Raw genomic sequence first — 24,209 nt, forward strand, 5'->3', positions numbered from 1 at the left:
CTCGTATAATAGGGGGAAAATGGTAGATGGGAGTGAATCAAGCAATTTTATGGTATACATAATGGCATTTTTGCTGTCTTTTATTGTCGTGCTTCTGCTCATTCCTCCGCTTAGCCGATTGGCTCACCGCCTCGATTTTGTGGACAAGCCTCGGGAGGATGTAGAGCGCAAGCTGCACAGGCAGCCGATTCCACTGACGGCGAGTTACGCGATATTTACTGGATTCTTCCTGACATACATTGCATTTACGAAGCAGCTATCCATGGAAACGGCCGCACTGGTTGCAGGTGGCATGCTTCTGTTAACGATTGGTACCATTGACGACTGGTACAAAACAAAAGGCAAAGACTTCCCCGCCTTGCCTAAGATGATCATTCAGATCTCTGCAGCGGTGCTCGTATTTGCCTCCGGAATTGCATTCACCGGGTTTGTTAACCCGCTGACTTCGGAATACGTCATGCTTCCATTCTGGCTGCAATTCCTTCTGACGATCCTGTGGATTTTCGGTGTAACCACTGTTATCAACTTCTCGGACGGCATGGATGGGCTCGCTGGCGGATTATCAGCGATCTCGGCAGTCACGCTGTTTGTCGTCGCCCTGGCTAAAGGCCAAAGCGATTCAGCACTCATGTCCATCGTACTAGTGGGTGTAACGCTTGGTTATCTGAAATACAACAAACCTCCGGCCAAGGTATTCATGGGCGATGCCGGTGCTACATTCCTAGGTTTCATCCTGGCTGTCATTGCCCTTGATGGTGCATTCAAACAAGCAACCATGCTTTCGCTGTTCATCCCGATTTTGGCCCTTGGTGTACCGATCTTCGACAATATCTTTGTCGTGATCAAACGTTTCATTCAGGGAAAAGCCATCTATCAGGCAGATGCAAGCCAAGCCCACTATCGCCTTCTGCGTGCAGGGCTGAACCACAAGCAGGTGGTTGGCGTCTTGTATCTCATCAGTACCTGTCTCTGCCTTTCTTCCATTATTCTAATGCTGGTGGAGATGTAGGGGACTGGCGGCGTACGTTACAACATACAGGTATTAAAAGAGACGAGCCCATGATTTCATGGGCTCGTCTCTTTTGGCTGATGTGCTTCATCAACGATATAATTCCGAGAATAGCAGCACATTTGTCATGCCACCTGCATTATCCTGCCGCCTACGACATGCTTGATCACGCTTACCTGGAAGCTGCGGGTGGCAGAGGCATATCCGTCTTCTGCCAGTCTGCCCAGCCCGGTCGATCGAGTTCAACAAGACGACGGTAGCGCTCTTCCCGAGCCAGCAGCTGTTCGTGTGAACCCTGCATGGCAATTTGTCCATTTTCCATAAAAATAAGCTCATCCATCTGTTCCGCACCAATGAGGTGATGGGTAACCCAGATCATCGTTTTGCCCTGCATGCTGTCCAAAATGGTACGCATAAGTGCGCGTTCCGTCACCGGATCAAGTCCGACTGTTGGTTCATCGAAGATGACAACAGGCGTTTCCCGCAGCAGTACCCGGGCCAGCGCAATCCGCTGCCGTTCTCCACCCGAAAATCGAATGCCCGTCTCCAGCATCGGGGTATTGTACCCCTGTGGCAGAGACTCAATAAGGCTGGCTAGACCCACTTGGGCGGCCACACGCCTAATCTCCTCATCGGTTGCATGAGGACGGCCAATCCGCAGATTGTTTGCTACTGTCGTGTCGAAGAGGTGCGGATTCTGGTTCAGCACGGCAATGACATCAGGTACATTCTCCCCCAGCGTTTGCACAGGCTGATCGTTGATTAACACGGCCCCGGCCGACGACGGTAGCAGCGCACCTTGAATCAGCTTCAGAAGTGTAGATTTCCCGCCGCCACTGCGTCCAAGAATAGCTAACCGCTTGCCCTGGGGAAGATGAAGAGATACATCCTGCACAGCATAGGAATCTTCTGAATCATACCAGTAACTTACGCGGTCGATCCGAATATCCGCTCTCAGCTTCGGAGGGATCCGCAGGCGGATTCGCTGATCTCGTGAATTCCTCGTCATGTCCGCGGACATGGATAAAGCTTCTGGCACCTGCCCAGTGTCAGTCCCGACTGATGGGGCACCATGAATGTTCCCCTCACCCTCCAGATGCTGCAATCGCTCCAGCGATTCTCGGTATTGTGGGAGTCGCTCCACTGCATCTGAAACTGGCAGCAAGGCTTCCGTGAGTGGAAACAGTACCAGTACAAACGCCGCAATCATGACCGCCGGCAGCTGCCCGGCAAAAACCTCACTTCCTGCCCATAATGTCACGGACACTACCATCAATCCAATGACACACTGGGCAATCAGATCACGCCACCGTGTCCAGCTTCGCAGGCTGCACCGAACCGAGTCTGCCTGCGCTTCTCCCTCTTCCTGGAGGCGGACAAATTCCGCCGCTCGTCCACTTGCCATCCAATCCCCCAGGCCAAGCACGCCGTCTGTCAGCCGGGTGTATAGCTGACTGTTCTTCCTTTTCAGCTGCACCCTCCGACTCCACGTCACCTTTAAAGTGATGGCAGGCAAGAGAGCAACAAGAAATAACATGTAGAGACCCACCCATAATGCAAATCCCAGATCCACGGTTCCAAAAGAAATGACCGCTGCACCATACAGAATTAGCGCCGTGACGGCCGGAAAGACGGTACGCAGATAAATGTCCTGCAATCGCTCCACATCCTCCGCGAGTGCTCCGAGTACATCGCCGGTCTGCATGCGGGAGCGCAGAAACAGAGCCTGCGGCTCCAATATCCGGTACAGCTTCACCCGCTGATCTGCGAGCACACGCAGCACGGCATCATGACCCGCCAACCGTTCGACATATCGGAACACAGCCCGGAAAATCCCGAAGGCACGCACGCCTACAATCGGTACGTATACCATCAATATATTTTCAGGACGGAGCGCGGACTTGGAGATCAGAAATCCGGAAGTGAAGAGCAGCAGAACTGCACAACATGCAGCGCATGTTCCGAGTGCAAGGACTCCGGCAAATCTCCAGCGGTACTGTGCGACGTAAGGAGCAATCCAGTTATTCTTTTTACTCCCGTTTCGAGCCGTTTCGGTCTGCTCATATCCGGCTTTCATCTCATACCGCCTCCATTTGGGCCTGAATCATCTGGTAGTATACGCCCTGTTTTGCCAACAGCTTTTCATGCGTTCCTGTCTCCGCTATCGTCCCGCCATCCATAACGATGATGCAATCCATATGCGGCATCCAGTGCAGACGATGCGTAGCCAGAAACACCAGCTTGCCTTCAAATATAGGCAGCATGGTCTGTTTCAGTTCATACTCGGTTTCCACATCCAGATGTGCGGTCGGCTCATCCAGCAGCAGGACAGGTCGTGCACTTAGCAAGGCCCTGGCCAGGGCCACCCGCTGCTCCTGTCCACCGCTGAGCTGCCTGCCGCCAGCTCCAATCGGCTCATAGAGCCCCTTCGGCAAGGAAGTTACCAACTTGTTCAACCCGGCAGCGGCAATCGCACCAGCAACCTCCGCATCCGATGCTTCCGGCATATAGAAGCGAACGTTATCAGCCAGACTTCCACTGAATATATAAGGATGCTGAGGTATGGCTGCCGTTTGCGTTCTCCAGGAGTCCATCATCTCTGGAGATACGGGCTGACTGTTCACTAATACCTGGCCTGAAGTGGGCAGTTGAAAACCCGCCAGCACGTCAATCAAAGTTGATTTCCCTGAACCACTGGCACCAATGATACCCACTTTGGCGAGACCCGAGATTTGGAATGTAACATCCTCCAACGAGCAGGGCCCCTCCTCTTCATGCCGCACTTGCACATCCGTAAGCGCCAGTCGGCTGCCCGCATTCCATAAAAGCTTCGATGAAGGGGCATAGACAGGGTCACGGGTGCTCTCCTCACGCAGTACAACACGTATCGTTGAAGAGAGTAAACTTCTGGTGCCGGAAGAAGGCTGATGCACAACTCCTGCTCCATCCGTCTCTACTTCTGCTTGAAAAACAGTATTGGCGTACGCCTCCCGCTGTCTCTCTTCTGCAGCTTTCCCCCGCTCAATCATCTGTTCAATCGCTGCTCCGGCCTCTTTACCATCCAATGTCGCATGATAATCGGCACCCACCATCCGTACAGGCAGGAAATATTCCGGTGCCAGAATAAGTACCGTGAGTGCTGGACCGAGAAGCATCTGTCCTTCCGTTAGCCGCAGACCCAGACCTACCGCGACAGAGGCAACCGACAGCATCGTGAAGAAATCCAGGGCGAAGGAAGACAAAAAAGCCATGCGCAGCGTAGACAGCGTCGCTTTACGGTAACGCTGACTGACCCGAACAATCGTATTCGCGTGCTTGCCGCTCTGCCCCAGCGTTTTCAGCGTCTCCAATCCGCGAAGCGTATCCACGAAGTGATTCGCCAGTGCCTTGTATGACTTGAATTGCCCATCCATCTTGCGCTGTGCAGCAAGACCAACCAGAATCATGAACACAATCAATATGGGAAGGGTCAGCATCAAAATAATGCCGGACATGACATCCAGCTTGAACACATACAACAGAATCACAATAGGGGTGAACCCCATGCCCAGCATCCGGGGAATAAACAGCTCCAGATACGTTTTGTACTGGGCCGTCCCTTCCCGTGCCAGTGTGACCAGGTGTCCTGTGCCTTCTGTTTTGGCAAAACGCGGGCCCAGCCTGAACCACTGCTCCACCATCTGTCTGCGCAGATCGGTTCCTGTTTTCTCTGCATAACGCAAGGCAACCCGCTGCAACCAGAAGGAAATGGCATACCGGGCGGCAAAAGCAGCCAGGAACAGCAGCAGCACAGGGTACTGCTCTGTTATGGATGACCCTTCAAACAATGCTGTTATGGCCTCGGCGAGCCATTTGGCCTGCATAATAATTGTCATCGCCTGCAGCAGCACCAGCGCTGAAGCCAGCGCCAGTACTGGCCGAATCCCCGGCAGCTTCAGCAATCCCCGTCCCATGTCAGTACTCCAGGTGATGCTGCTCGTTCAGACGTTTGCGGAAAATGTAATAACTCCAGATCTGATAGCCGAGAACAAAAGGCAGCAGCGTGCAGGCTACAATGGTCATCACTTTCAGCGAATATGCACCGGATGCCGCATTGTAGACCGTCAGGTCAAACGCGGAGCCAAAGGAACTCACCATAACTCTTGGGAACAGGCCGATAAATACGGAAGCAAAGGCGATGGCAATGACACCTCCAGTCATGCCAAAAGCCCAACCCTCGCGCTTATGCCGCACGAAGTAAGCGGCAAGACCCAAGGAGACAGCGCCAAGGACCACCATGATCCAGAGCGCCCAGCCGCGCACGGCGAACACGTCCGTCATGAAGTATGTCATTATGGCATACACCGCAAGAATGGCAGCCAGCGGCAGCATCAGTTTTTGGGCAGTTTGCAATGCTCTCTCCCTGAGATCGCCAACCGTACGCAAGGAAGCGAACAGCAGTCCATGAACGAGACACAACAAGGTTACGCTTAAACCGCCAACGACAGTATACGGATTGACGATGTCCAGGAATCCCGCACGCATCTGCATCTGCCCATCGATGGGGAGACCCTTCATGAGCGTGGCAAACACTACGCCGAACAGAAAAGGCAGGAGGCTGCTTGAGACAACAATGATGACGTCCCATGTTTTGCGCCAGCGTTCATGTCTCATTTTACTGCGGAATTCAAAGGCCACCCCGCGACCAATTAAGGCCAATAACACCACTACAAGCGGCAGATAGAAGCCACTGAATAACGTAGCATACCAGTGAGGGAAGGCAGCAAACATTGCTCCCCCTGCCGTAATCAGCCACACCTCGTTGCCATCCCAGAACGGACCAATCGAATTGATCAGGGTACGGCGTTCACGATCCGTTTTGGCAATAATGCCAGTCGACATGCCAACCCCAAAATCAAAACCCTCCAGAAAGAAAAATCCAACAAATAATACGGCAATCAGCAAAAACCACAACTCACTTAGTGACAACTGAATAACCCCCATCCACGCCGAACGGATCGGACGATTCATCGTGGTCCTCCGGCTTTTCTACTGCATATGGTCCTGCCTTGATCTCACGCACGAACAGATAGACCATTACAATACCCAGAACCGTATAAGCTGCCGTAAATGCAATGGTAGAGAACAGAATCTGGCCTGCACTCACGTTAGGCGATACACTGGCTTCGGTCGTCATATATCCGAATACCGTCCAAGGCTGCCGCCCCACCTCCGTCATGATCCAGCCCGACGTATTGGCGATAAACGGCAGGGAGATGGCAAATACCATCAGGCGCATAAACCACTTTCCGGCTACCTCCAGCTTCCTGCGGAAGGCCAGGAACGTACCGTACAAGGCGAGTATAATCATTAAACCACCCGCTGCAATCATGATGCGGAAGCTCCAGAACGTCGTCCGTACTGGCGGGATGTAGTCCCCTGGCCCATAAGTCTGCTGATACTCAGCATTCAGCTCCTTCATGCCTTTAACACTTCCGGAGAACTTGCTGTAGGACAGATAACTGAGCAATCCGGGAATCTTGATCTCACCGGAGTTCTCCTGTTTGTCCGGATCGATAAACGCGACTACCGTCCATGGTGCAGGATCTTCCGTTGTTGTCCATGTCCCTTCACTGGCTGCCATCTTCATGGGCTGCGTTTCCACCAGGTATTGCGCCTGGAAGTGCCCGGAGAACGCTACACCGAATGAGGAAACAAGACCAATGATGATCGCAATGTTGAATGATTTGCGGAAAATCTCCACATCCTGCTTCTTCATCAATTTGTAGGCACTAATTCCCGTTACCACAAAGGCACCCGTCATTAATGCGCCGAAGATGGTATGCGGGAATTCAACCAGCAGCTGACCATTGGTAAGCAGTGCCAAGAAATCATTCATCTCCGCACGGCCGTTGTTAATCTCGAAACCAACTGGATGCTGCATGAATGAATTGGCTGCCAGAATCCACAGCGCGGACAGGAATGTGCCGACAAATACGAGCCAGATACAGGCCAGATGCACTTTTTTGGACAACCGATCCCATCCGAAAATCCAGAGCCCGATAAACGTAGACTCCATAAAGAACGCCAGTAAGGCTTCAACCGCCAGCGGCGCACCAAACACGTCCCCGACGAAGCGGGAATACTCGGACCAGTTCATGCCGAACTGGAACTCCTGCAAAATACCCGTAACGACCCCGACAGCAAAGTTAATCAGGAACAGCTTGCCCCAAAATTTGGCCATCGTTTTGTAGATTTCCTTACCTTTGACTACGTACAACGTCTCCATAATTGCTACCAGCAGCACAAGACCGATGGACAGCGGTACAAAAAAGAAATGGAAGATCGTTGTGAGTGCATATTGGATACGCGATAACATAATCGGATCCATACCGTTACCCCTTCTTTCTGTTACATCGCAGTTAATTCGCATTCGGCATGGAAGCTGCACCTTCGCTGTCTGTCCGCCAAATACGCTTGATGAACGTATTGTGCCAGATTGCCTATTTTCTACATGTGACAATTATCACAATCCTCATCGGAATTTCGAAAAAAATGTGACGATGGTCACACATTAGATAAAATTCAGCCTATCAATATGGCTTGCCAGCTTCGTCTATTCAGGGAAGTTGCTCATGTTTGGCACATAATGCCCATATGCTAGAGTCAGACATATCATGCGAAGTGCCATAAGGGCTTTACATATGATGTGGAAGAACGGATCCCGGAAACGGGGCAGAAACCTTGAACGCAGTCAAAGTGAGGTGATTAACACATGGATAAATCCGAAACCATACCGGAAAAAGCCACAGAACCGGCTTCAAAAGAGGGGAATGCAGAGCTCCCTCCCATCAGGTATATTCTCTTTCCACGCAAAGGCGGATGGTCCACTTTTCCTTACCCGGCCATCGCTGCCTTACTTGCGGCAGAGGGAGAGGTATTCTATGTAAGCAGGCAGGAACGTTCAGAAGATATGCCCCCGGCCATTGCAGTGGTTACCTTGCCGGAAGCAGAATTACTGCTGCAGCAGTCTCGCACCGCAGCTGTAATCACCCACCCCTATTGGCTTATGGCAGCAGCTTCGCTGCATCCGGAGATCTGCATTGTACTGCTTCCCGAACCGGCAGGCGATGAAGCGGAGTCACCGCTGTGGGAAAGCTGTATATCCCGGCTGGTTGGCGTTGCATCCCTGGTCGGCACGTCTTCGGAAGCGCGTTATATGAAGCTGGCCTTTCAGGGTATGCGCGCGGTCTGGTTGGGTGGTGAAAACACGGCTCCTGCCGGCACCATACCAAAGAATGATCTCGAATTTCCACTAAAGGATTGCGAATTGCTGTTCCTGCACGCCCTGAGACAAATCGTTGCAGGTGCACCGGACACCATTACTCCGCTCCAGTGCAGTATGCGTGCGGACTATTATCGCCAGCTCCGTTCAAAAACGGGGCCGCATGAGACGATTTCCTTTTTGCTGGCAGCCTATGAATACTTGCTGGACGATTCGCGAGCAGCTGCATCGCTTAACGAGGCTTTCATCCATGCCATCATGAGCGGACGAAGTGACTGCATCCATTCCCACTACCGGTTCCTCTCGGCCATTCATGCCAAAGCAGGAGAAGTGGAGCATGCGCTGCAGGTCTACGGGATCAGTGCAGGCCATGCACAGGAACGGCATCACTATGAACAGTTATGCCGCTGGCTGGAGGCCGGGGAGAATCAACTTGTTCAGGCGGAGCTGCTGCGAATAAACGATGATTACGGAGCAGCACTCAGCATACTGGACGCACTTGGAGGAGAGACCGCCCGGCATTGGAAATTCCGAATTTATCAGGAGACCGGACGTGTGGAGGACGCCATGGCTCTGGTACACGCGGTGGATATTCAGGATGGCTCCAGCCGCAGGGATTATCAGGTATTATCCGGTACTGCCATGGCACTTCGCGGAGAACGCCACGGGGCAGTACATCAGTTCCTCGAAGCAGCCATGGAGAATGAGGATGCACTCTCCCGGATTGTGGAGTTGGAACTGCTGGATCAGGCTGTACAGCAATTACTGGGGGAGGTGCCGTGATGCTGGACCCGAAGAAGCGCACACAACATATTCGGGGTCTGGGCATGCAGACAGACATCCGGGTTGATGTCCCCTCAGCTTTAACTGAACCAATTGCAGACAGTGTGGTGCATTCGAAGGGCACGGAGGAGCAGCGGGAACGTTCAAACCCGGTATCCTCTTCCATTCGCCGCGTTCGCAAAAGTAAGGGAAATAAACTGACCGCAATGCTGCAGGTCCGCAACGAACGAGGCAGATACCTCGAAGAGGTACTCGGTGATCTGAGTGAGTTCGTGGATGAGATCGTTATTGTAGATGATGCGAGCACAGATGGCACACCCGACCTATGCAGGGCCTATCCGAAGGTTGTCCGTCTTGAGGTGCTGGAGAAGCCCCTGTTCGCCGAGGAATGGCGGCTCCGTAACGCCCTGTGGCAAGCGGCAGTGAGTACCTCTCCGGACTGGATGCTGTCCGTCGATGCGGATGAACTCTACAGCTCGGAGGCCAAGGAAGCCATACGTACTCTGATCAATCAGGAGCATGCGGACTGGGTTGCATTCCGGTTTTACGATATGTGGGGTGGTCGAACTCATTATCGGGATGATGAATTATGGGGACTGCACAGACGACACACGGCCTCCCTTGTACGCTATATGCCGAACTATCCCTACTTTTACCCGCAGCAAAACCATCATGTTCCCCGCCTCCCCTTGTCCTGCACAGTCCTGCCTGGTATTAGCACGGAGCTGAAAGTACAGCACCTTGGATGGGCGGGCAGTCTGGAAGACCGGGTTCGCAAGTATCTGCGTTACAAACGCATTGATCCACACGGCCAGTGGGGCAGTCTGGAACATTACGAATCCATCCTGGACCCGGAACCTCGGCTGGTTCCCTGGAAGGAGGAGCGGTGAGATGGGTGTGGTCAGTATTTTGACACACAGCTTCACAGATGGATACAACCGGGATTTCGGCCGGGTATTCGGAGGTGGGCTTGAACGTTACATTCTCGATCTGTGCAGAGTGATCCGCGAATTGGGGCACATTCCCGAAGTGCATCAGCTGTCCTATTATGAAGCATTTCAGACGCGGACGGAGCAGATTGACGTGTTTGGATACGCCTATGATATGGATGATGTGCCTGAAGCCTTTGCCCGGATGGCCGCAGCAGCGCGCGGTCCCGTAATCTATGCCAGCTGCCTCTGGCAGCCCATCAGCTACAAACCCGGCAGTCTGGGGATCTGCCACGGCATTAACTGGGATCGTCCCGGTCTGCCGCTGGAGACCAAACAGCAGGTCGCCGGGCACATCCAACTGGCACTGGATGGACTGGTACGCATCGTATCGGTGGATTCCCATTTCCAGACCTTTTGCCGGGCTGCTTGTACGTTTGGTGATCCCAATCAGGTCGTCCTCATTCCCAATGCAGTGGATACTTCCTATTTCACTCCAGCTCCGCCCAGACCAAGATTTGGTCAGGAGCAGGAAGCGGAATGGTTGTCGGCGTGGAAGGAAGACCTTGCCAGCCAGGAAGAAGACATCGGAGTAGTCATCTCGGGGTTGAGCACAAAAGAAGCTATGGAGCTCGCTGAGGCTGACTTTTCCGATATGGCAAATGAACACATTGAACCTGTTGCCAGCACCGCTAGCCCTGTTTTACATCCGAACCTTACGCGCCCACTACGGATTTTGTATCCGCGCCGTATCAGTATGGAACGCGGCATAATCCCCATGATGCTTGCCTCAGATCGGCTGCTGGGTGCCTTTCCTGACCTGGAAATTGAATTTGCCGGGGAGCTGGTCGAGGGCAGCACTGTGGGCAGAGCGTTTCGCTATTGGCATCGCACTCACCCCCACAAAGATCGGATAATACAGCGTACGTATGACTTCAGGGATATCCGGGAGGCCTATCACCAAGCCGATATTGCTGTGATCCCTACGGTGTTCTCGGAAGGTACCTCCTATGCCTGTCTGGAAGCCATGAGCTGTGGCATTCCGGTCGTTGCCTCCAACGTTGGCGGATTAAACGATCTCATTCAGGATGGTTTCAACGGGCTGCTTGTACCTCCGGGAGATGATGCACTCACTGCTGCTCTGGTACGTCTCCTCGAGGACAGGGCAGAGCGGGAGCGCTTGGGCATATACGCCCGGGAGACAGCACTGGCCTATGACCTGTCCGGATGGCGGCGCAAATGGAGTACGGTATTGGAAAATTTCCTGGCAGACGCAGGATTGAGAGAGGGGATTCGGGGATGATGGACACACCTGATCAGACAGAACAGCTGGAATCAAGATTTGTTCGGCAAAGTGACCCTAAAACAGATACGCTGATATTTCCGCTGCATCCGGCATGGTGGAGCAGACCTTACGAATACGAGTGGGCCCGTCAGTTTGCCCGTTCGGACGACGTCGTACTGGATGCGGCCTGCGGCATCTCCCACCCGTTCAAATTCTGGTTGGCCGAACACTGCCGGGAAGTTCATGCCTGTGATTGGGATGAACGCATTTTGTCGGAAGAAGCCATCCGGCTGAATATTGCTTCTGACTTTGGCGAAGAGGCTGCACGTGATCTGCCGGAATCCTGCTTGACCAGGCTGCATCGCGCCCGGGCCAATCTGGCCCAGCTGCCGTATGCATCCGGCATGTTTGACCGAATATTCTGCATCTCGGTTCTGGAGCATCTGGATACAGGCACGATGCTGCGTGCCTTTCGCGAATTTGCCCGGGTCATGAAGCCGGATGGACAATTAATTGCGACCTTCGATGTACCGGAGATGCGACCTGATCTACTCGAAACCATCATGGCTGTTACCGGGCTGACGATTGACGGGAAGCTCGTTGTGGATGAGCCGGATGATGCCATCTGGTCAGACATGTATGGTGCACCGATTCGCTGCTTCCGGGCAGTTATTCGGAAAGGATGAAGTATTCTGAGTTCCTTGAGTGGAGCAAAACAGGTTAGAGATGAACGAATAGCATCCTGCAGCGGGCTGCATCGCTCGTGGAAGAGGCTGCGCCAGAAGCTGTCAGGCGCAGCACTCCCGGCATTGTTGCGCCACCGGAAAATAATGCAGGAAGCGTGGGAAGTCTGTTTAATTCAGGTACAACCAATTCCACCACCCTTGGGTTATTGGGAGGAAGCGTAATCGTGACTGTCCAATTGGCCAATCCTGCTGGAAGCGGCAGAACATTGTATGTATCCCGATTTTCTGGTGGAATCACGGTCTCCCTCAATCTCCTGTCTTCCTTCAGTGGATCCATGATCCTCAGTGCCAATGGAACGCTGGCCTCGCCCAGTACACTAACACCTGTGAACAGCAATCTGTCCAGCACCAACATTAGTGTTGCAGCGGTCCGATTCTCCACTTCCGCTCCATCCGGGGCAACCACGTTAATGACGCTGGCTTTGCAAGCGGGACCCTTTTCATCCAATGTTTTTGGCAGTTATGTCGTCCCGCCAGGACAGTCCATTAATCTGACGGTCAGCGGTTCCCTCACCGTCGGTGGCCTGCTTGCTTCCACTGCCTATTTCGCTTGGTGGGAGGTATAATTTATCCCTCTTCAAGAAGAGAAAGCCGCTCTCCGTCGAACCGGAAGCGGCTTTTGATTATTGTTTTTTTGCACCAGAATTACTGATGTTATATGTGTTCCTGCCGGACAGCACCCAGCGCTTCCTGGCCATTCCACAAAACACGCTGCAGCAATATACCTGCAAAACCAATAGCAAGCGTCGCAATACCAATGTATTGAAAGGTAAGACTTGGCCCTGTGGCACGAATTAATGCACCCCCTGCAAGCGGGGCAACGACAAGCACGATACTGGACAGAGAATTTTGGATGCCGAAGACGCGCCCTACATAGGCAGGAGGCGTTTCCTTTTGCAGCAAATAATTGAGCGTCACCATAAAGAGACCATTTCCGAGTCCGATGCACAGCCCCCAGACGATGACCCAAATATCTGGTGTTAGCGGCGCAACTCGTCCTAAGGCAGCAATACCTACCCCAATAACAAGATAACCCCCTCCGAGCCCCCAGCCATAACCGATCCGCGGCAGCCGATTCAACAGTAGAATCATGATGACTGCACCCGCACCAGCTGACGAGCCGAGCCATCCGATCAGGGCTTCATTTTCCGGTTTAATGCTGCGAAACAGCGTCGTGAACTGGTAATCAATCATAAGAATGGCCATTAAGCCAAAACACCCAAATAGGATGGTGCTCAGAATGGGCCGACTGCTGCGGATAAAGCTCCATCCTTTTGCCCATTGCGCAAGCACAGATTCGTTTTCTGCCTTCTCCTGCCCAAGCGTTTCATCCATATCTGAATCTTTTGGCTGTTCCGTTAAACGTCGCAAAGGCCATAATACCAACCCAGATAATAGACGAGTGCAGGCATTGATGACAATGCAGATCTGGGGTGAAAATACGGCCAGGATTACGGCACCCAGCAGCGGCCCAGCCACCTTGGAGCATTGTCCAACAAAGCCGTTCAGGGACGAAGCCTGAAACAAATGCTCCTCTGCCACTACTTGACGTGTCAGCGCCTGTTGGGCCGGAATGTGGAAAACTCCCATCATGGCTCGCAGGGCCAGAAGCGGAAGCAGCCATGCCGCACTAGGGGCGAACAGGATGGCCAATGTCAGTACAACGGTAATCACATCACAGAGCATCATGATCTTTACTTTGTGCAAACGATCCGCCAGCGTACCTGCGACCGAGCCCAGCAGTATGCCCGGGACAGCCATACAAACCGGAATAAGCGCGATGATTAGTGGATCGGCACCCCACCGATATGCAACCATCACCTGGATGGCGAGTGCATCGAACCAGTCCCCAAAGGTCGCGAGCGCGTACGCGATAAACATGCGGACAAACTGAAAATTACGCCATAAACCTTTGGATGACATTTTGGACGGACTGGATGATTCATTGGAAATGCTAGTCATTATGTAGTAACCCTCCTTGATTACAGCCGTAGTGGTCTGTGTTCCATGGCTGTAATCATACGGGAGTTATATCAGAGGAAGATCAGAGGCTGGAGGAAACATGGATAAAAAAGCCCGGATTTCATCCGTAATCTGCTGTCCATATTCAGGAATTCCAAATTCTTTGGCGATTTCTGTGTAAACTTGTCTATATTTATGAAGCAGACGCCCCTGGATCCGGTGATGTGCCATGAACAATAGCACTTGATGCGCAGAATTTATATATAACGGTGCGTTTAAGCTCATTTTCAGCACATCGAGCCCATCATCGATTCTTGGCTCTGCTTCACGGGTCCGTCCTTGCCTCAGCAGCCATAACCCTTCCATCACCTGAAATCGCCCGATTTCACGCAAATAGGGTGCATCCTTCAAGCCTGATCGTAATGTGATCATCTGCTCCTCCACCCTCTCACCACTGCCGCCCCACAGCTCTACATACAATTCCGACAGTGCTACGGGAAGCTTGAAGTTGACCAGGTTGTCTGTCTCAATGACATGATATGTATCTGCCAGCTGCGCTTTGGCCCGTCGATATTGACCCACCTCTGCATAAACCTCAACAATATTCAGGATGCGGAGCTCTCGAAGCTGATCCGCGGACAAAGCCGATGAGCCCAATGCCCGTTCATACAACTGTAGGCTTTCCTCTGGTTCAACCAAGGCGTGTACAAAAATCAACAGCCAGTACACACGCTCCTCGAAAGGTATTTCCTTCGTTGTGATCAGCCATTCCAGATCTCCCTGAATAAAGCGGGTATACAATTGATAGAACGAGTCAATCTGAATGCCGAGGGCGTCCTGCTGATGAATCAGGGTTAGCATCGATCGCCCCTGCCCAAACAGATGATATTTGCGGAACAATCCATGGATCACTTCTCGCATCTCCAGATCTTGGGCGGAGGGATTAGAGGGCAGTGCTGTCCTATTGGCCTGAATGGTGAGCCGGTAACCATAGCCGCGTACGGTATCCAGCGAAATTTCTTCCCAACGTTTCAGTTTCTTGCGCAGCCGATACACATGATCATCCACGGTGCGTTCAACCGGATACTCCAGCGGCCATACCCGGTCCAGCAGCTGGCTGCGTGTAAATGCTTTTTCCTTGTTCTCGTATAAAAAATGAAGAAGCGCAAATTCCTTCGCCAGCAGTCGGATGGAATCGGTACGCCGGGTTACGGTAAATGTGCCTTCATCAAATTGCAATGACATGCTTGGTCCTCCTGTGCAAACTTGCTAATCCTAACGGTGTGGCGTCATTCCAAGATTTGATTTCACTACAATCTCGTATTTATGACATTGAAATCAATGTACCACAAAAAACCTTTTGCGAGCACGCAAAAGGTTTTTGTATGATCCAACCCTATATCCCTGTACCTAACCAAGTACAACACGGTCGTCTGCCATCTTTTTGCCGCTGATGCGCTCGAATTCGACGAGCAGCTCGGGTACGGTCAGTGTACGCTTACGCTCTTCACTGACATCCAGAATGATTCTGCCTTTGTCCATCATGATCAAACGGTTGCCAAGACGAATCGCTTGCTCCATATTGTGGGTAACCATTAAGGTGGTCAATCTCATCTCACGCACCAACGTTTCGGTCAGTTCCGTGATCAGTTCGGCACGCGCAGGGTCAAGCGCTGCGGTGTGCTCATCCAACAGCAGAATCTGCGGTTGGGTAAAGGTCGCCATAAGAAGGCTGAGCGCCTGGCGTTCTCCGCCTGAGAGGAGACCCACTTTGGCATTAGGACGCTTATCGAGTCCAATCCCCAGCTTCTGCAGCTGGGCATTGAAAATCTCCCGTCTTGCCCGGGTAACCCCGAAGCCAAGACCTCGCCCTTTACCACGTTTGTACGCCATGGCCATGTTCTCTTCGATGGACATATGTGGAGCCGTTCCTGCCATCGGATCCTGGAATACCCGGCCGATCCAGCTGCTGCGCTTATGCTCAGGCAGGTTTTTGATGGAACGATCATTAATCAGCACATCGCCCATATCCGGCTTCATTACGCCTGAAATGATATTCATCAACGTGGATTTCCCCGCACCGTTACTGCCGATAACCGTTACGAAATCCCCTGGATTCATCGTTAGATTCACGCCAACCAGAGCTGTCTTCTCGTCTGTCGTTCCCGGATTGAACAGCTTCGTCACATGTGAAATCTCCAGCATGATCACATGCCTCCCTTCGCTTGTTGACCCGTGGACCGCATAAGCTCTTCGGTTCGTTTACGAGCAAGGCTCTTCTGCTTCATGGAGCGCTGCATGGTCGGGAACACAAGGGCAATGATGACGATCACCGCGGTAATCAGCTTCAGATCAGAAGTATCAAACCATTCGACCTGCAGGGCAAGCGCGACAACAATCCGGTAAATAATTGAACCAACCACAGCAGCGAGTGTTGCCCAGAATACCGTTCTTGCACCAAGAATAGCTTCACCGATAATAACAGAAGCGAGTCCGATCACGATCATACCAATTCCCATGGTGATGTCTGCGAAGCCGGATTGCTGTGCAATAAATGCTCCGGACAAGGCCACAAGCCCGTTGGACAAACTAACGCCAACAATGGTGGTCACATCTGTGTTTGCGCCAAAGCTGCGAATCATGCGTTTGTTATCACCTGTCGCGCGGAGTGCAAGTCCAATATCTGTTTTCATGAACAGATCGAGCATGATTTTAAACACCAGCACCACGATAATAATTAGCACCATGACATGTTCACCCGAGAATGGATTATCCATGCCCATAATGGATTTATTCGGTGCGCCAAGGATACGCATATTAATGGAGTAGAGCGCAATCATCATCAAAATACCGGATAACAATCCGTTAATTTTGCCTTTGGTATGAAGCAGACCTGTACATGCCCCAGCCACCATGCCTCCAGCCATTGCCGCCAAACAGGCGAGCCAAGGAGAGAAGTCATTGGAGATCATAACCGCTGCGATTGCGCCTCCTGTTGTGAAACTTCCATCTACGGTAAGATCGGGAAAATCGAGAATACGGAACGTAATATATACACCAAGTGCCATCAGGGCATATAACAGACCGAGCTCTATTGCCCCTTCAATTGAATTCCAACTTATACTCACGCTACTTCCTCCCTGTCTATCGAAAAGAATGAGGCGAACCAACTGCACGTCCGCCTCGCATCCGTACTGCCGGGTTGTCGTCCGGTCAGATTATTGAATAATGTTGTTGTCCTGGTCCTGCACTTCAGCCTTCATCTCGTCGGTAACCGTGATGCCTTGGGCTTCAGCAGCTTTAAGATTCAGGATCAGGTCGAGCTTGTCCGGAACAGTGACTTTCATATCGCCAGGCTTCGTACCATTCTTCAGAATATCTGCGGCCATTTCGCCGACCTGGTATCCGTGGTCATAGTATTTGAAACCTACAGTTGCAAAGGCACCTTTTTCAACGGTATCCCGGTCACTGGAGAAGAACGGAATTTTGTTGCTGTTTGCCGTTTGAATGATGGTATCCACCGCACTGACAACCGAGTTGTCCAGCGTAATGTAGAAGGCATCGACTTTGCCTACCAGAGAATCCGTTGCCTGTTTAACTTCAGACGTATTTGTAACTGGGGCTTTCACCAGCTTGATGCCATGTGTTGCCAGCGCTTTTTCTGCATTGTCTGCCATGACAACGGCATTCGGTTCACCCTCGTTAATGACCAAACCAACGGTTTTGATGTCCGTCATGTATTTGGCAATAAAATCAGCCAATTGCACAATCGCCTCCGGATTCGTATCCGATGCCCCGGTTACGTTGCCACCCGGTTTGTCCATGTCACTCACCAATTTGGCACCAAGCGGGTCAGTGACCGCTGCGAAAAGCAGTGGCTTTTCTTTTACTTGTTGAGCCAGAGCCAGCGCAGATGGGGTTGCAATCCCCAGCACCAGGTCATTTTTGGAATCCCCTGCGATCTTTTGGGCAATGGACAGATTGTTTGTTGAATCACCTTGCGCATTATTGTAGTCAATGGTCAGGTTTTTATTTTCTTCAATTCCCGCTTCCTTCAGTGCCGCAATGAAACCTTCTCGTGTTGCATCCAGCGATGGATGTTCCACAATTTGCGAGATAGCGATACGATACGATTTCTCTGCAGTGCCTTCACCCGCTGTAGTACCAGATCCTTCGGACTCTGTACCTGTACTGCTGTTATTTCCGCAACCTGCTGCTACGATCATTGAGGCAACCATCATCAGTGACATCCAGAACTTCTTTTTCATGTGAGAACCCCTCTCCATCTTCTAAATGTTGTACCCTTTTTCCTCATCCAAGTGACACGATAGGGCGGGACAAAGCGAACGCTTCAGCGCATTGTTGCTTTTATCGACAAAAGCAGACAAACATAGACGTTCGTCATGCGACTGAAGTCCATGACCCATATTGGTCATTTTGTGTTTCTCTAATATTAAGGTGCGGCCTCTTTCCCGTCAATGGTTGAACCGCTTCCAATTTGGTTTGATCTTCTATGTATGATAGAAAACATTACATAAAGCAAAAAGAGATTGCTTCGAGTGATCGAAACAATCTCAAAATGTAAACTAATTTCCCGCAGCTTCGCGGATCTGATATGTGCATTTCTTGCCGCCGTCTGCGTAACATTCGGTGCGCTCCACATCCGCCTTCAACAAGGAACGGAACAGCTCGAGTTCACACCGGCAAGCCTGACGATATACATTCGCTACCTGCACAATCGGACAATTCAGCTCGGTTAACACGTATGAACCGTCCTCTTCTCTCGATGCATCCGCCATATAGCCATTTGCGTTCTGTATGCGTGCCAGCTCCTCCACACGTCCGGCCAGATCCTGGCCTTCCATCTGTGGTAACTTGCTGCGGAGCAACTTGTCCCGTCGGCTCTCGAACAACGTATCCACGATGCCTTCACCAGCCGACTCCGTCAGCTCCTCCAGCAGTTCAAGGGTAAGCGACGGATAGGATTTTGGAAAAAAGCCATCTCCGCGCGCCGTCAGGTGGTACACCGAAGAAGGACGTCCAGCTGTGGCCCGGGCTTCTCTGACTTCAATAAGTCCGTCCTGTTCCAGTGCCGTCAGATGACGGCGAATCGCCATGCCGGTCAGTCCCAATTCGGCAGTCATTTCCCTCGCGGTCATTGTGCCCTGACGCTTCAGCATGAACAATATCCGTTCACGAGTCGTCATTTCGTCTTCACGCTTCACGTGCAGCACCTGCTCTCCTGCTTATGCGTGTACCGGCGCTGCCTCCCGGCAAGCATCCGAACAAAAGCGGTTATGCGTCTCTTCGCAATCCTCACAGCACACGTGCTGCAGGTTGCAGGTTGGACAATTAATATATCGGTCATGTGTCGTTCCACAGTGATAACAGCTGGCAATGACGATATCTTCATCTGTCCGGTTAATCGGCACGGAGATTCGTTCGTCAAACACATAACATTTCCCGTCAAATAAACGTCCTTGTACTTCCGGATCTTTACCATAAGTCACAATACCGCCGTCCAGCTGTGCAACGTCCTGGAATCCTTCATTGATCATGAAGCCGGTCAGCTTCTCACAGCGAATGCCGCCCGTGCAGTAAGTAATGATCTTTTTGTCCTTCATGTCGCCCAGATTCTCCCGAATCCAATCCGGGAACTCGCGGAACGACTCGACGTCCGGACGAATGGCTCCGCGGAAATGACCGATTTCGTATTCGTAGTCATTGCGGCCATCGATAACGATGACGTCTTCCCGTTGCAAATGCTCGTGGAACTCCTTTGGTGAGAGACGTTTGCCGCTAATCACGTTAGGGTCCAGATCTTCGTCCACGCGGAAGGTTACCAGCTCCGCTTTGTGACGAACAAATATTTTCTTGAACGCATGCTCTTCCACATCATCAATCTTGAATACCATATCGCTGAACAGCGGATTGGCATGCATGTCCTTCATGTATTGCTCCGTTTGCTCCGGTGTACCGGACACGGTGCCGTTAATGCCTTCCGCTGCAATCAGAATGCGGCCTTTCACACCCAGGTCTTTGCAGTATTGCAAATGTTCTTGGGTAAACGTCTCGGGGTCTTCAATCTTCACGAACTTATAATATAAAAGCACGCGGTACGCGCTGTTACACATGTGTATCACCTGTTCCTATTCCATGTTGATATTGGCCGGATCATCCGACAAGCCTACAACGTTGCAACCTTGCTCATTAAAAAAAGAAAATAAACAGCCGCCCGAAACATCGTCTCGAACTGCTGCCCAACATTCGACTTTTATTCCTGCATTCTAGTTTATCGGAAGCGGAATGGCTTAGTCAATATAAATGTATAGAAAGGGATGAAAGTTATGGAACATTCCAACCATAAATGATGTACGTCTGGAAAGTTTCAATAATTATTTTAAATTTGAACTGAAATCTTATTCATTTTTGCTTTCGTATCCATTACACTATGCTCATCATTATATGGCTTACCATTGTAAATCAGGAAAGTACAGTGGACGGGAGTAAGCATAACGTGAACATATCTATGAGGAAAATGGGGATGAAATTGTGAGTTTAACACTGTTCAAGAAAGTAAGTGTCATCTGGTTGGTATTCCTGATCGGACTGAGTGGTCTGTGGAATAATTTCAGTGTAGAACGGGCTAATGCGGCAGCAGTAGAGCCTTATCTTGGTGAGATCAGATTATTTCCGTACAATGCAACACCCAGAGGATGGATGCCTGCCAGAGGACAAACCATGTCCATCTCTCAGAATAACGCTCTCTACTCTCTGCTGGGTCTAAATTTTGGGGGTGATGGAGTAAGAACTTTTTCACTACCCAATCTAACAAATGTTGCGCCTGATGGCATGAGCTACTACATAGCGATAAACGGAATTTTCCCTTCGCGTGAAGAGAGCATTTATGGTGAGGGACTATCCGTTCTTGGAGAAGTTCGTCTGTTTCCGTATCAGTTCACCCCACCAGGGTTTTTAGCTGCGAATGGCCAAGAGCTCTCCACATCTGCATACAGCGACTTATACAAGATGATCGGCACGACCTATGGTGGAGACGGGAATACCACATTTAAACTGCCCAATTTACCCAAAATACACAACAATATCAAATATGTCATATCCACTGATCCGACCCAGCTTGCCGAAAACGGTACTGGTAACGAGTATTAGGCGAGATCATTCCCATGCTGGTTAACCTCTCGACTAAACACTGGATTCTTGCTGATGGGTCTGCACTCCTCACTAACCAAAATCAAGCCTTATTCAGCCTATTGGGTACCAGGTTTGGGGGCGATGGTCAGGTAAACTTTAAAGTCCCTAATCTGAACAGCAGTCAATCTGACCTGATCTATTATGTTGCTAACGCAGGAATATTCCCCAGCTTGGACGGTGGGCAACTTCCCGAAGCAATCGAAGACACTTATGCAACCAATCAAAACTCCGCCCTGGTTTTGCCTGCACCAGGTGTACTGTCCAATGATAGAGATGCTTCTGCCGCTATATTGAGAAGTGGGCCGACGAACGGAACACTCGTGATGAATCCCGATGGTTCGTTTACGTATACTCCGAATGCCAACTATGTGGGAAGCGATAGCTTCACTTACAGTGCTTACAATGAATGGGGCACCAGTGTTCCGGTGGCAGTGTCCATAACTATTGAGCAAACTACAGCTCCAATCATTAGCGGCGCAGCTGACGGCGGAATATACAATCAAGCAGTCACACCTCAATTTAATAGTGGTACGGCACTACTTAATGGTGCTCCATTTGCAAATGGCACTGCGATTACGACAGATGGCGATTATACCCTGGCCGTTACCAATAGCCTTGGTACGACAACGATTCACTTTACGGTAGATACCCATCCCCCTGTTGTCACAGGCGTGACCCAGAACGGCGTCTATAACGTTAGTCCCGTAATTACCTTTAATGAAGGAACAGCTACCCTCAATGGTTTCCCATTCAACAATGGGGATACGGTCCAATCTGAAGGAGAATATGTACTGGTTGTTACCGATCGTGCGGGCAATACCACAACCATCCAATTCAGCGTTTATACGCCGCGAACGATCACGTTTAATAGTAATGGCGGTTCTGAAGTTACAGAACAAACGGTGTCTTACGGTGAGAAGGCTATTGTTCCAGCAGTTCCAACCAAAGCCGGACACACTTTCGCTGGATGGTTCACCGATTCAGGCTTGAGTCAGGCCTTTAATTTCAATAATACAACTGTTACTGAAGATATTACGCTGTATGCGAAATGGACGATCAACTCCTACACCGTTAACTTTGAATCCAATGGTGGTACGGCAGTCGACGATCAATCTGTTCAATACAGAGAGTTAGCGACTGCTCCGGTCGATCCAACCAAAGAAGGACACACCTTTGCCGGATGGTTCACCGATTCAGATTTGAGTCAGGCTTTCGAATTTGAGAGTACGACTGTAACTGGCGATATCACCCTGCATGCAAAATGGACGATCAACTCCTACACCGTCAACTTTGAATCCAACGGCGGTACGGCAGTCGATGATCAGTCTGTTCAATACGGAGAGTTGGCGACTGCTCCGGTCGATCCAACCAAAGAAGGACACACTTTCGCTGGATGGTTCACCGATTCAGGTTTGAGTCAGGCCATTGATTTTAACAACACAGCCGTAACTACCGATCTTACGTTATATGCCAAATGGACGATCAACTCCTACACCGTTAACTTTGAGTCCAACGGCGGTACAGCAATCGGTGAACAGTCTGTTCAATATGGTGAGTTAGCGACAGCTCCGGTCGATCCAACCAAAGCTGTCCACATCTTTGCTGGATGGTATACCGATTCAGGTTTGAGCCAGGCTTTTGACTTTGCCAACACAGTAGTAACTGGCGATCTTACCCTGTATGCAAAATGGAATGCAAACCAATACACCGTCTCCTTCAATACTCTCGGAGGATCTGCAGTAGCTGATGTTGCTGTTGAGTATGGGAAGAAACTGTCAGCTCCGGTTTCGCCGAGCCGTTCAGGCTTTACGTTTGCAGGCTGGTATACCGACTCTGAACTGCAAACACAGTTCAACTTCGAACAAACGGAGATTACTGCCAATCTGACCTTATTTGCCAAATGGAATGTTAATGCTTCTCCACCATCAGGCGGCAATGGCGGTAACAGCGGCGGCTCCGGTAACCAAAATAACAACGGATCAAATGGTAATCCATCGCCATCTAACACAACAAATTCGTCAACTAATGGCCGTTTAACCCTTACATCGGGGCAGGCAGGGCAAGTAAGTTTGGGCAATGGCATCACGTTAACGATCCCTGCCGGGGCGATGAATCAGGAACTGACGATCACGATGGATGAGGTTGCAGATTCTTCACACTTGCTGACCAATCAGACACAACTGCTTAGCCCGGTATATGAACTGCTCAAAAATGTCTCACAGAATTTCAATAAACCCGTAACATTGAAGATGGCCTTCGATGGATCAAGCTTGCGAAGCAATCAGCGGGCTGAACTATTCTACTTTAATGAACAAAACAAGACGTGGCTCTCGGCTGGTGAACCTTCTCTTGAAGGGTCACAGATCCAGGTGGACGTAGACCATTTCACCAAATTCGCTGTATTCGCAGTCGATCCATCTACAGCACCAACAGACATTGCGTTAAGCGATGTCGAGGGTCACTGGGCGGAAGAATTCATTCGGCAAGCTGTCCGTGATGGCATTGTGCAAGGGTACGCGGACGGATCATTCAAGCCAAACGCGTCCATTACGCGTGCAGAGTTTACGGTGATGCTGATGAATACACTGCAAACAAAGTACACAGAAGCCACTTTATCTTTTACCGACCGTTCAAAAATAGGAGCATGGGCACAGTCTGCTGTATCACGTGCTGTGCAAGCAGGATTCATTCAGGGAGACGCAGACGGCGCTTTCCGTCCGAATGATGCAGTAACCCGTGCCGAGATGGCCATGATGGTAGCGAATGCCTTGCAATTGAAGACAGAATCGGGCACCAGCTCCACTTTTGCAGATGACGAACAGATTCCTGTGTGGGCCAAAGCAGCGGTCGCTGGAATGCAAAATTCCGGATTGTTGAATGGTAAAGGATTGAATACCTTTGCTCCAAAAGATAACACCACACGTGCAGAAGCAGTGAAGTTACTGCTGAGCATGAAAAATTAAATCCCATAAATAAAAGCCTGTGTTCTGGCAGTATCCTATCTGAACTGTATATAACA

Annotated in this window: 19 protein-coding genes; 8 read left to right on the forward strand and 11 right to left on the reverse strand. The window is 50.9% G+C overall.

Translation table 11 applies throughout. From position 1 onward, the window contains the following. Window positions 1-49 precede the first annotated feature (49 nt). Window positions 50-1,009: an MraY family glycosyltransferase gene (locus HP552_RS18255; RefSeq protein ID WP_175397072.1), complete on the forward strand. Its 960-nt coding sequence runs from the start codon at window positions 50-52 to the stop codon at window positions 1,007-1,009. A 172-nt stretch (window positions 1,010-1,181) separates the two neighbouring features. On the opposite strand, the gene cydC is transcribed toward HP552_RS18255, so the two are convergent. Genes cydC through HP552_RS18275 form a run of 4 tightly spaced genes read right to left on the reverse strand, consistent with a single transcriptional unit; the run spans window position 1,182 to window position 7,379 of the window. Next, window positions 1,182-3,086: a thiol reductant ABC exporter subunit CydC gene (gene cydC, locus HP552_RS18260; protein ID WP_175396831.1), complete on the reverse strand. Its 1,905-nt coding sequence runs from the start codon at window positions 3,084-3,086 to the stop codon at window positions 1,182-1,184. A gap of 1 nt (window position 3,087) precedes the next feature. After that, window positions 3,088-4,962: a thiol reductant ABC exporter subunit CydD gene (gene cydD / locus HP552_RS18265; protein ID WP_175396832.1), complete on the reverse strand. Its 1,875-nt coding sequence runs from the start codon at window positions 4,960-4,962 to the stop codon at window positions 3,088-3,090. Window position 4,963: 1 nt separating this feature from the next. Further along, entirely contained in the window at window positions 4,964-6,019 is a 1,056-nt protein-coding gene (gene cydB / locus HP552_RS18270; RefSeq protein ID WP_246310948.1) for a cytochrome d ubiquinol oxidase subunit II, read from the reverse strand. Then, on the reverse strand, window positions 5,964-7,379 hold the full coding sequence (locus HP552_RS18275) for a cytochrome ubiquinol oxidase subunit I (RefSeq protein WP_175396833.1): 1,416 nt from the start codon (window positions 7,377-7,379) through the stop codon (window positions 5,964-5,966). Before HP552_RS18275 ends, cydB begins: the two co-directional genes overlap by 56 nt. Window positions 7,380-7,763: 384 nt before the next feature. Here HP552_RS18275 and HP552_RS18280 point away from each other — a divergent pair, with 384 nt between their 5' ends. The 5 genes from HP552_RS18280 to HP552_RS18300 all read left to right on the forward strand — a co-directional run bounded on the left by HP552_RS18280 (window position 7,764) and on the right by HP552_RS18300 (window position 12,582). Continuing rightward, entirely contained in the window at window positions 7,764-9,056 is a 1,293-nt protein-coding gene (locus HP552_RS18280) for a hypothetical protein (RefSeq protein ID WP_175396834.1), read from the forward strand. After that, a complete protein-coding gene (locus tag HP552_RS18285) occupies window positions 9,056-9,946 on the forward strand; it encodes a glycosyltransferase (RefSeq protein WP_175396835.1) in 891 nt (296 codons plus the stop codon). The genes HP552_RS18280 and HP552_RS18285 overlap by 1 nt, the downstream gene beginning before the upstream one ends. 1 nt (window position 9,947) lies before the next feature. Continuing rightward, window positions 9,948-11,288 carry a glycosyltransferase family 4 protein gene (locus HP552_RS18290; RefSeq protein ID WP_175396836.1) on the forward strand — a complete coding sequence of 447 codons (1,341 nt, stop codon included), beginning with the start codon at window positions 9,948-9,950 and terminating at the stop codon, window positions 11,286-11,288. Then, window positions 11,285-11,956: a class I SAM-dependent methyltransferase gene (locus HP552_RS18295; protein ID WP_175396837.1), complete on the forward strand. Its 672-nt coding sequence runs from the start codon at window positions 11,285-11,287 to the stop codon at window positions 11,954-11,956. Before HP552_RS18290 ends, HP552_RS18295 begins: the two co-directional genes overlap by 4 nt. A 77-nt stretch (window positions 11,957-12,033) precedes the next feature. Next, window positions 12,034-12,582, forward strand: a complete 549-nt coding sequence (locus tag HP552_RS18300) for a hypothetical protein (protein WP_175396838.1) — start codon at window positions 12,034-12,036, stop codon at window positions 12,580-12,582. 88 nt (window positions 12,583-12,670) lie between these two features. On the opposite strand, the gene HP552_RS18305 is transcribed toward HP552_RS18300, so the two are convergent. The 7 genes from HP552_RS18305 to trhO form a co-directional block, all read right to left on the reverse strand. Beyond that, a complete protein-coding gene (locus HP552_RS18305; protein ID WP_246310949.1) occupies window positions 12,671-13,978 on the reverse strand; it encodes an MFS transporter in 1,308 nt (435 codons plus the stop codon). 66 nt (window positions 13,979-14,044) lie between these two features. After that, complete coding sequence (locus tag HP552_RS18310; protein WP_175396839.1) at window positions 14,045-15,223, reverse strand: winged helix-turn-helix domain-containing protein; 1,179 nt, start codon at window positions 15,221-15,223, stop codon at window positions 14,045-14,047. A 165-nt stretch (window positions 15,224-15,388) separates the two neighbouring features. Beyond that, complete coding sequence (locus HP552_RS18315) at window positions 15,389-16,183, reverse strand: ABC transporter ATP-binding protein (RefSeq protein ID WP_175396840.1); 795 nt, start codon at window positions 16,181-16,183, stop codon at window positions 15,389-15,391. A 2-nt stretch (window positions 16,184-16,185) separates the two neighbouring features. After that, window positions 16,186-17,046 carry an ABC transporter permease gene (locus tag HP552_RS18320; protein ID WP_246310967.1) on the reverse strand — a complete coding sequence of 287 codons (861 nt, stop codon included), beginning with the start codon at window positions 17,044-17,046 and terminating at the stop codon, window positions 16,186-16,188. Between the two features lie 150 nt (window positions 17,047-17,196). Then, window positions 17,197-18,246: an ABC transporter substrate-binding protein gene (locus tag HP552_RS18325; RefSeq protein WP_175396842.1), complete on the reverse strand. Its 1,050-nt coding sequence runs from the start codon at window positions 18,244-18,246 to the stop codon at window positions 17,197-17,199. Between the two features lie 318 nt (window positions 18,247-18,564). Next, on the reverse strand, window positions 18,565-19,203 hold the full coding sequence (locus HP552_RS18330) for a helix-turn-helix transcriptional regulator (RefSeq protein WP_312884309.1): 639 nt from the start codon (window positions 19,201-19,203) through the stop codon (window positions 18,565-18,567). A 21-nt stretch (window positions 19,204-19,224) separates the two neighbouring features. After that, entirely contained in the window at window positions 19,225-20,112 is an 888-nt protein-coding gene (gene trhO / locus HP552_RS18335; protein WP_175396843.1) for an oxygen-dependent tRNA uridine(34) hydroxylase TrhO, read from the reverse strand. A gap of 418 nt (window positions 20,113-20,530) precedes the next feature. On the opposite strand from trhO, the gene HP552_RS18340 reads away from it, so the two are divergent. Then, window positions 20,531-21,148, forward strand: a complete 618-nt coding sequence (locus tag HP552_RS18340) for a tail fiber protein (protein ID WP_175396844.1) — start codon at window positions 20,531-20,533, stop codon at window positions 21,146-21,148. Window positions 21,149-21,156: 8 nt separating this feature from the next. Then, on the forward strand, window positions 21,157-24,153 hold the full coding sequence (locus HP552_RS18345; RefSeq protein ID WP_312884318.1) for an InlB B-repeat-containing protein: 2,997 nt from the start codon (window positions 21,157-21,159) through the stop codon (window positions 24,151-24,153). The last annotated feature ends 56 nt before the right edge of the window (window positions 24,154-24,209 follow it).

It is taken from the genome of Paenibacillus xylanilyticus (assembly GCF_013359935.1).
Classification (GTDB): Bacteria; Bacillota; Bacilli; order Paenibacillales; family Paenibacillaceae; genus Paenibacillus; species Paenibacillus xylanilyticus.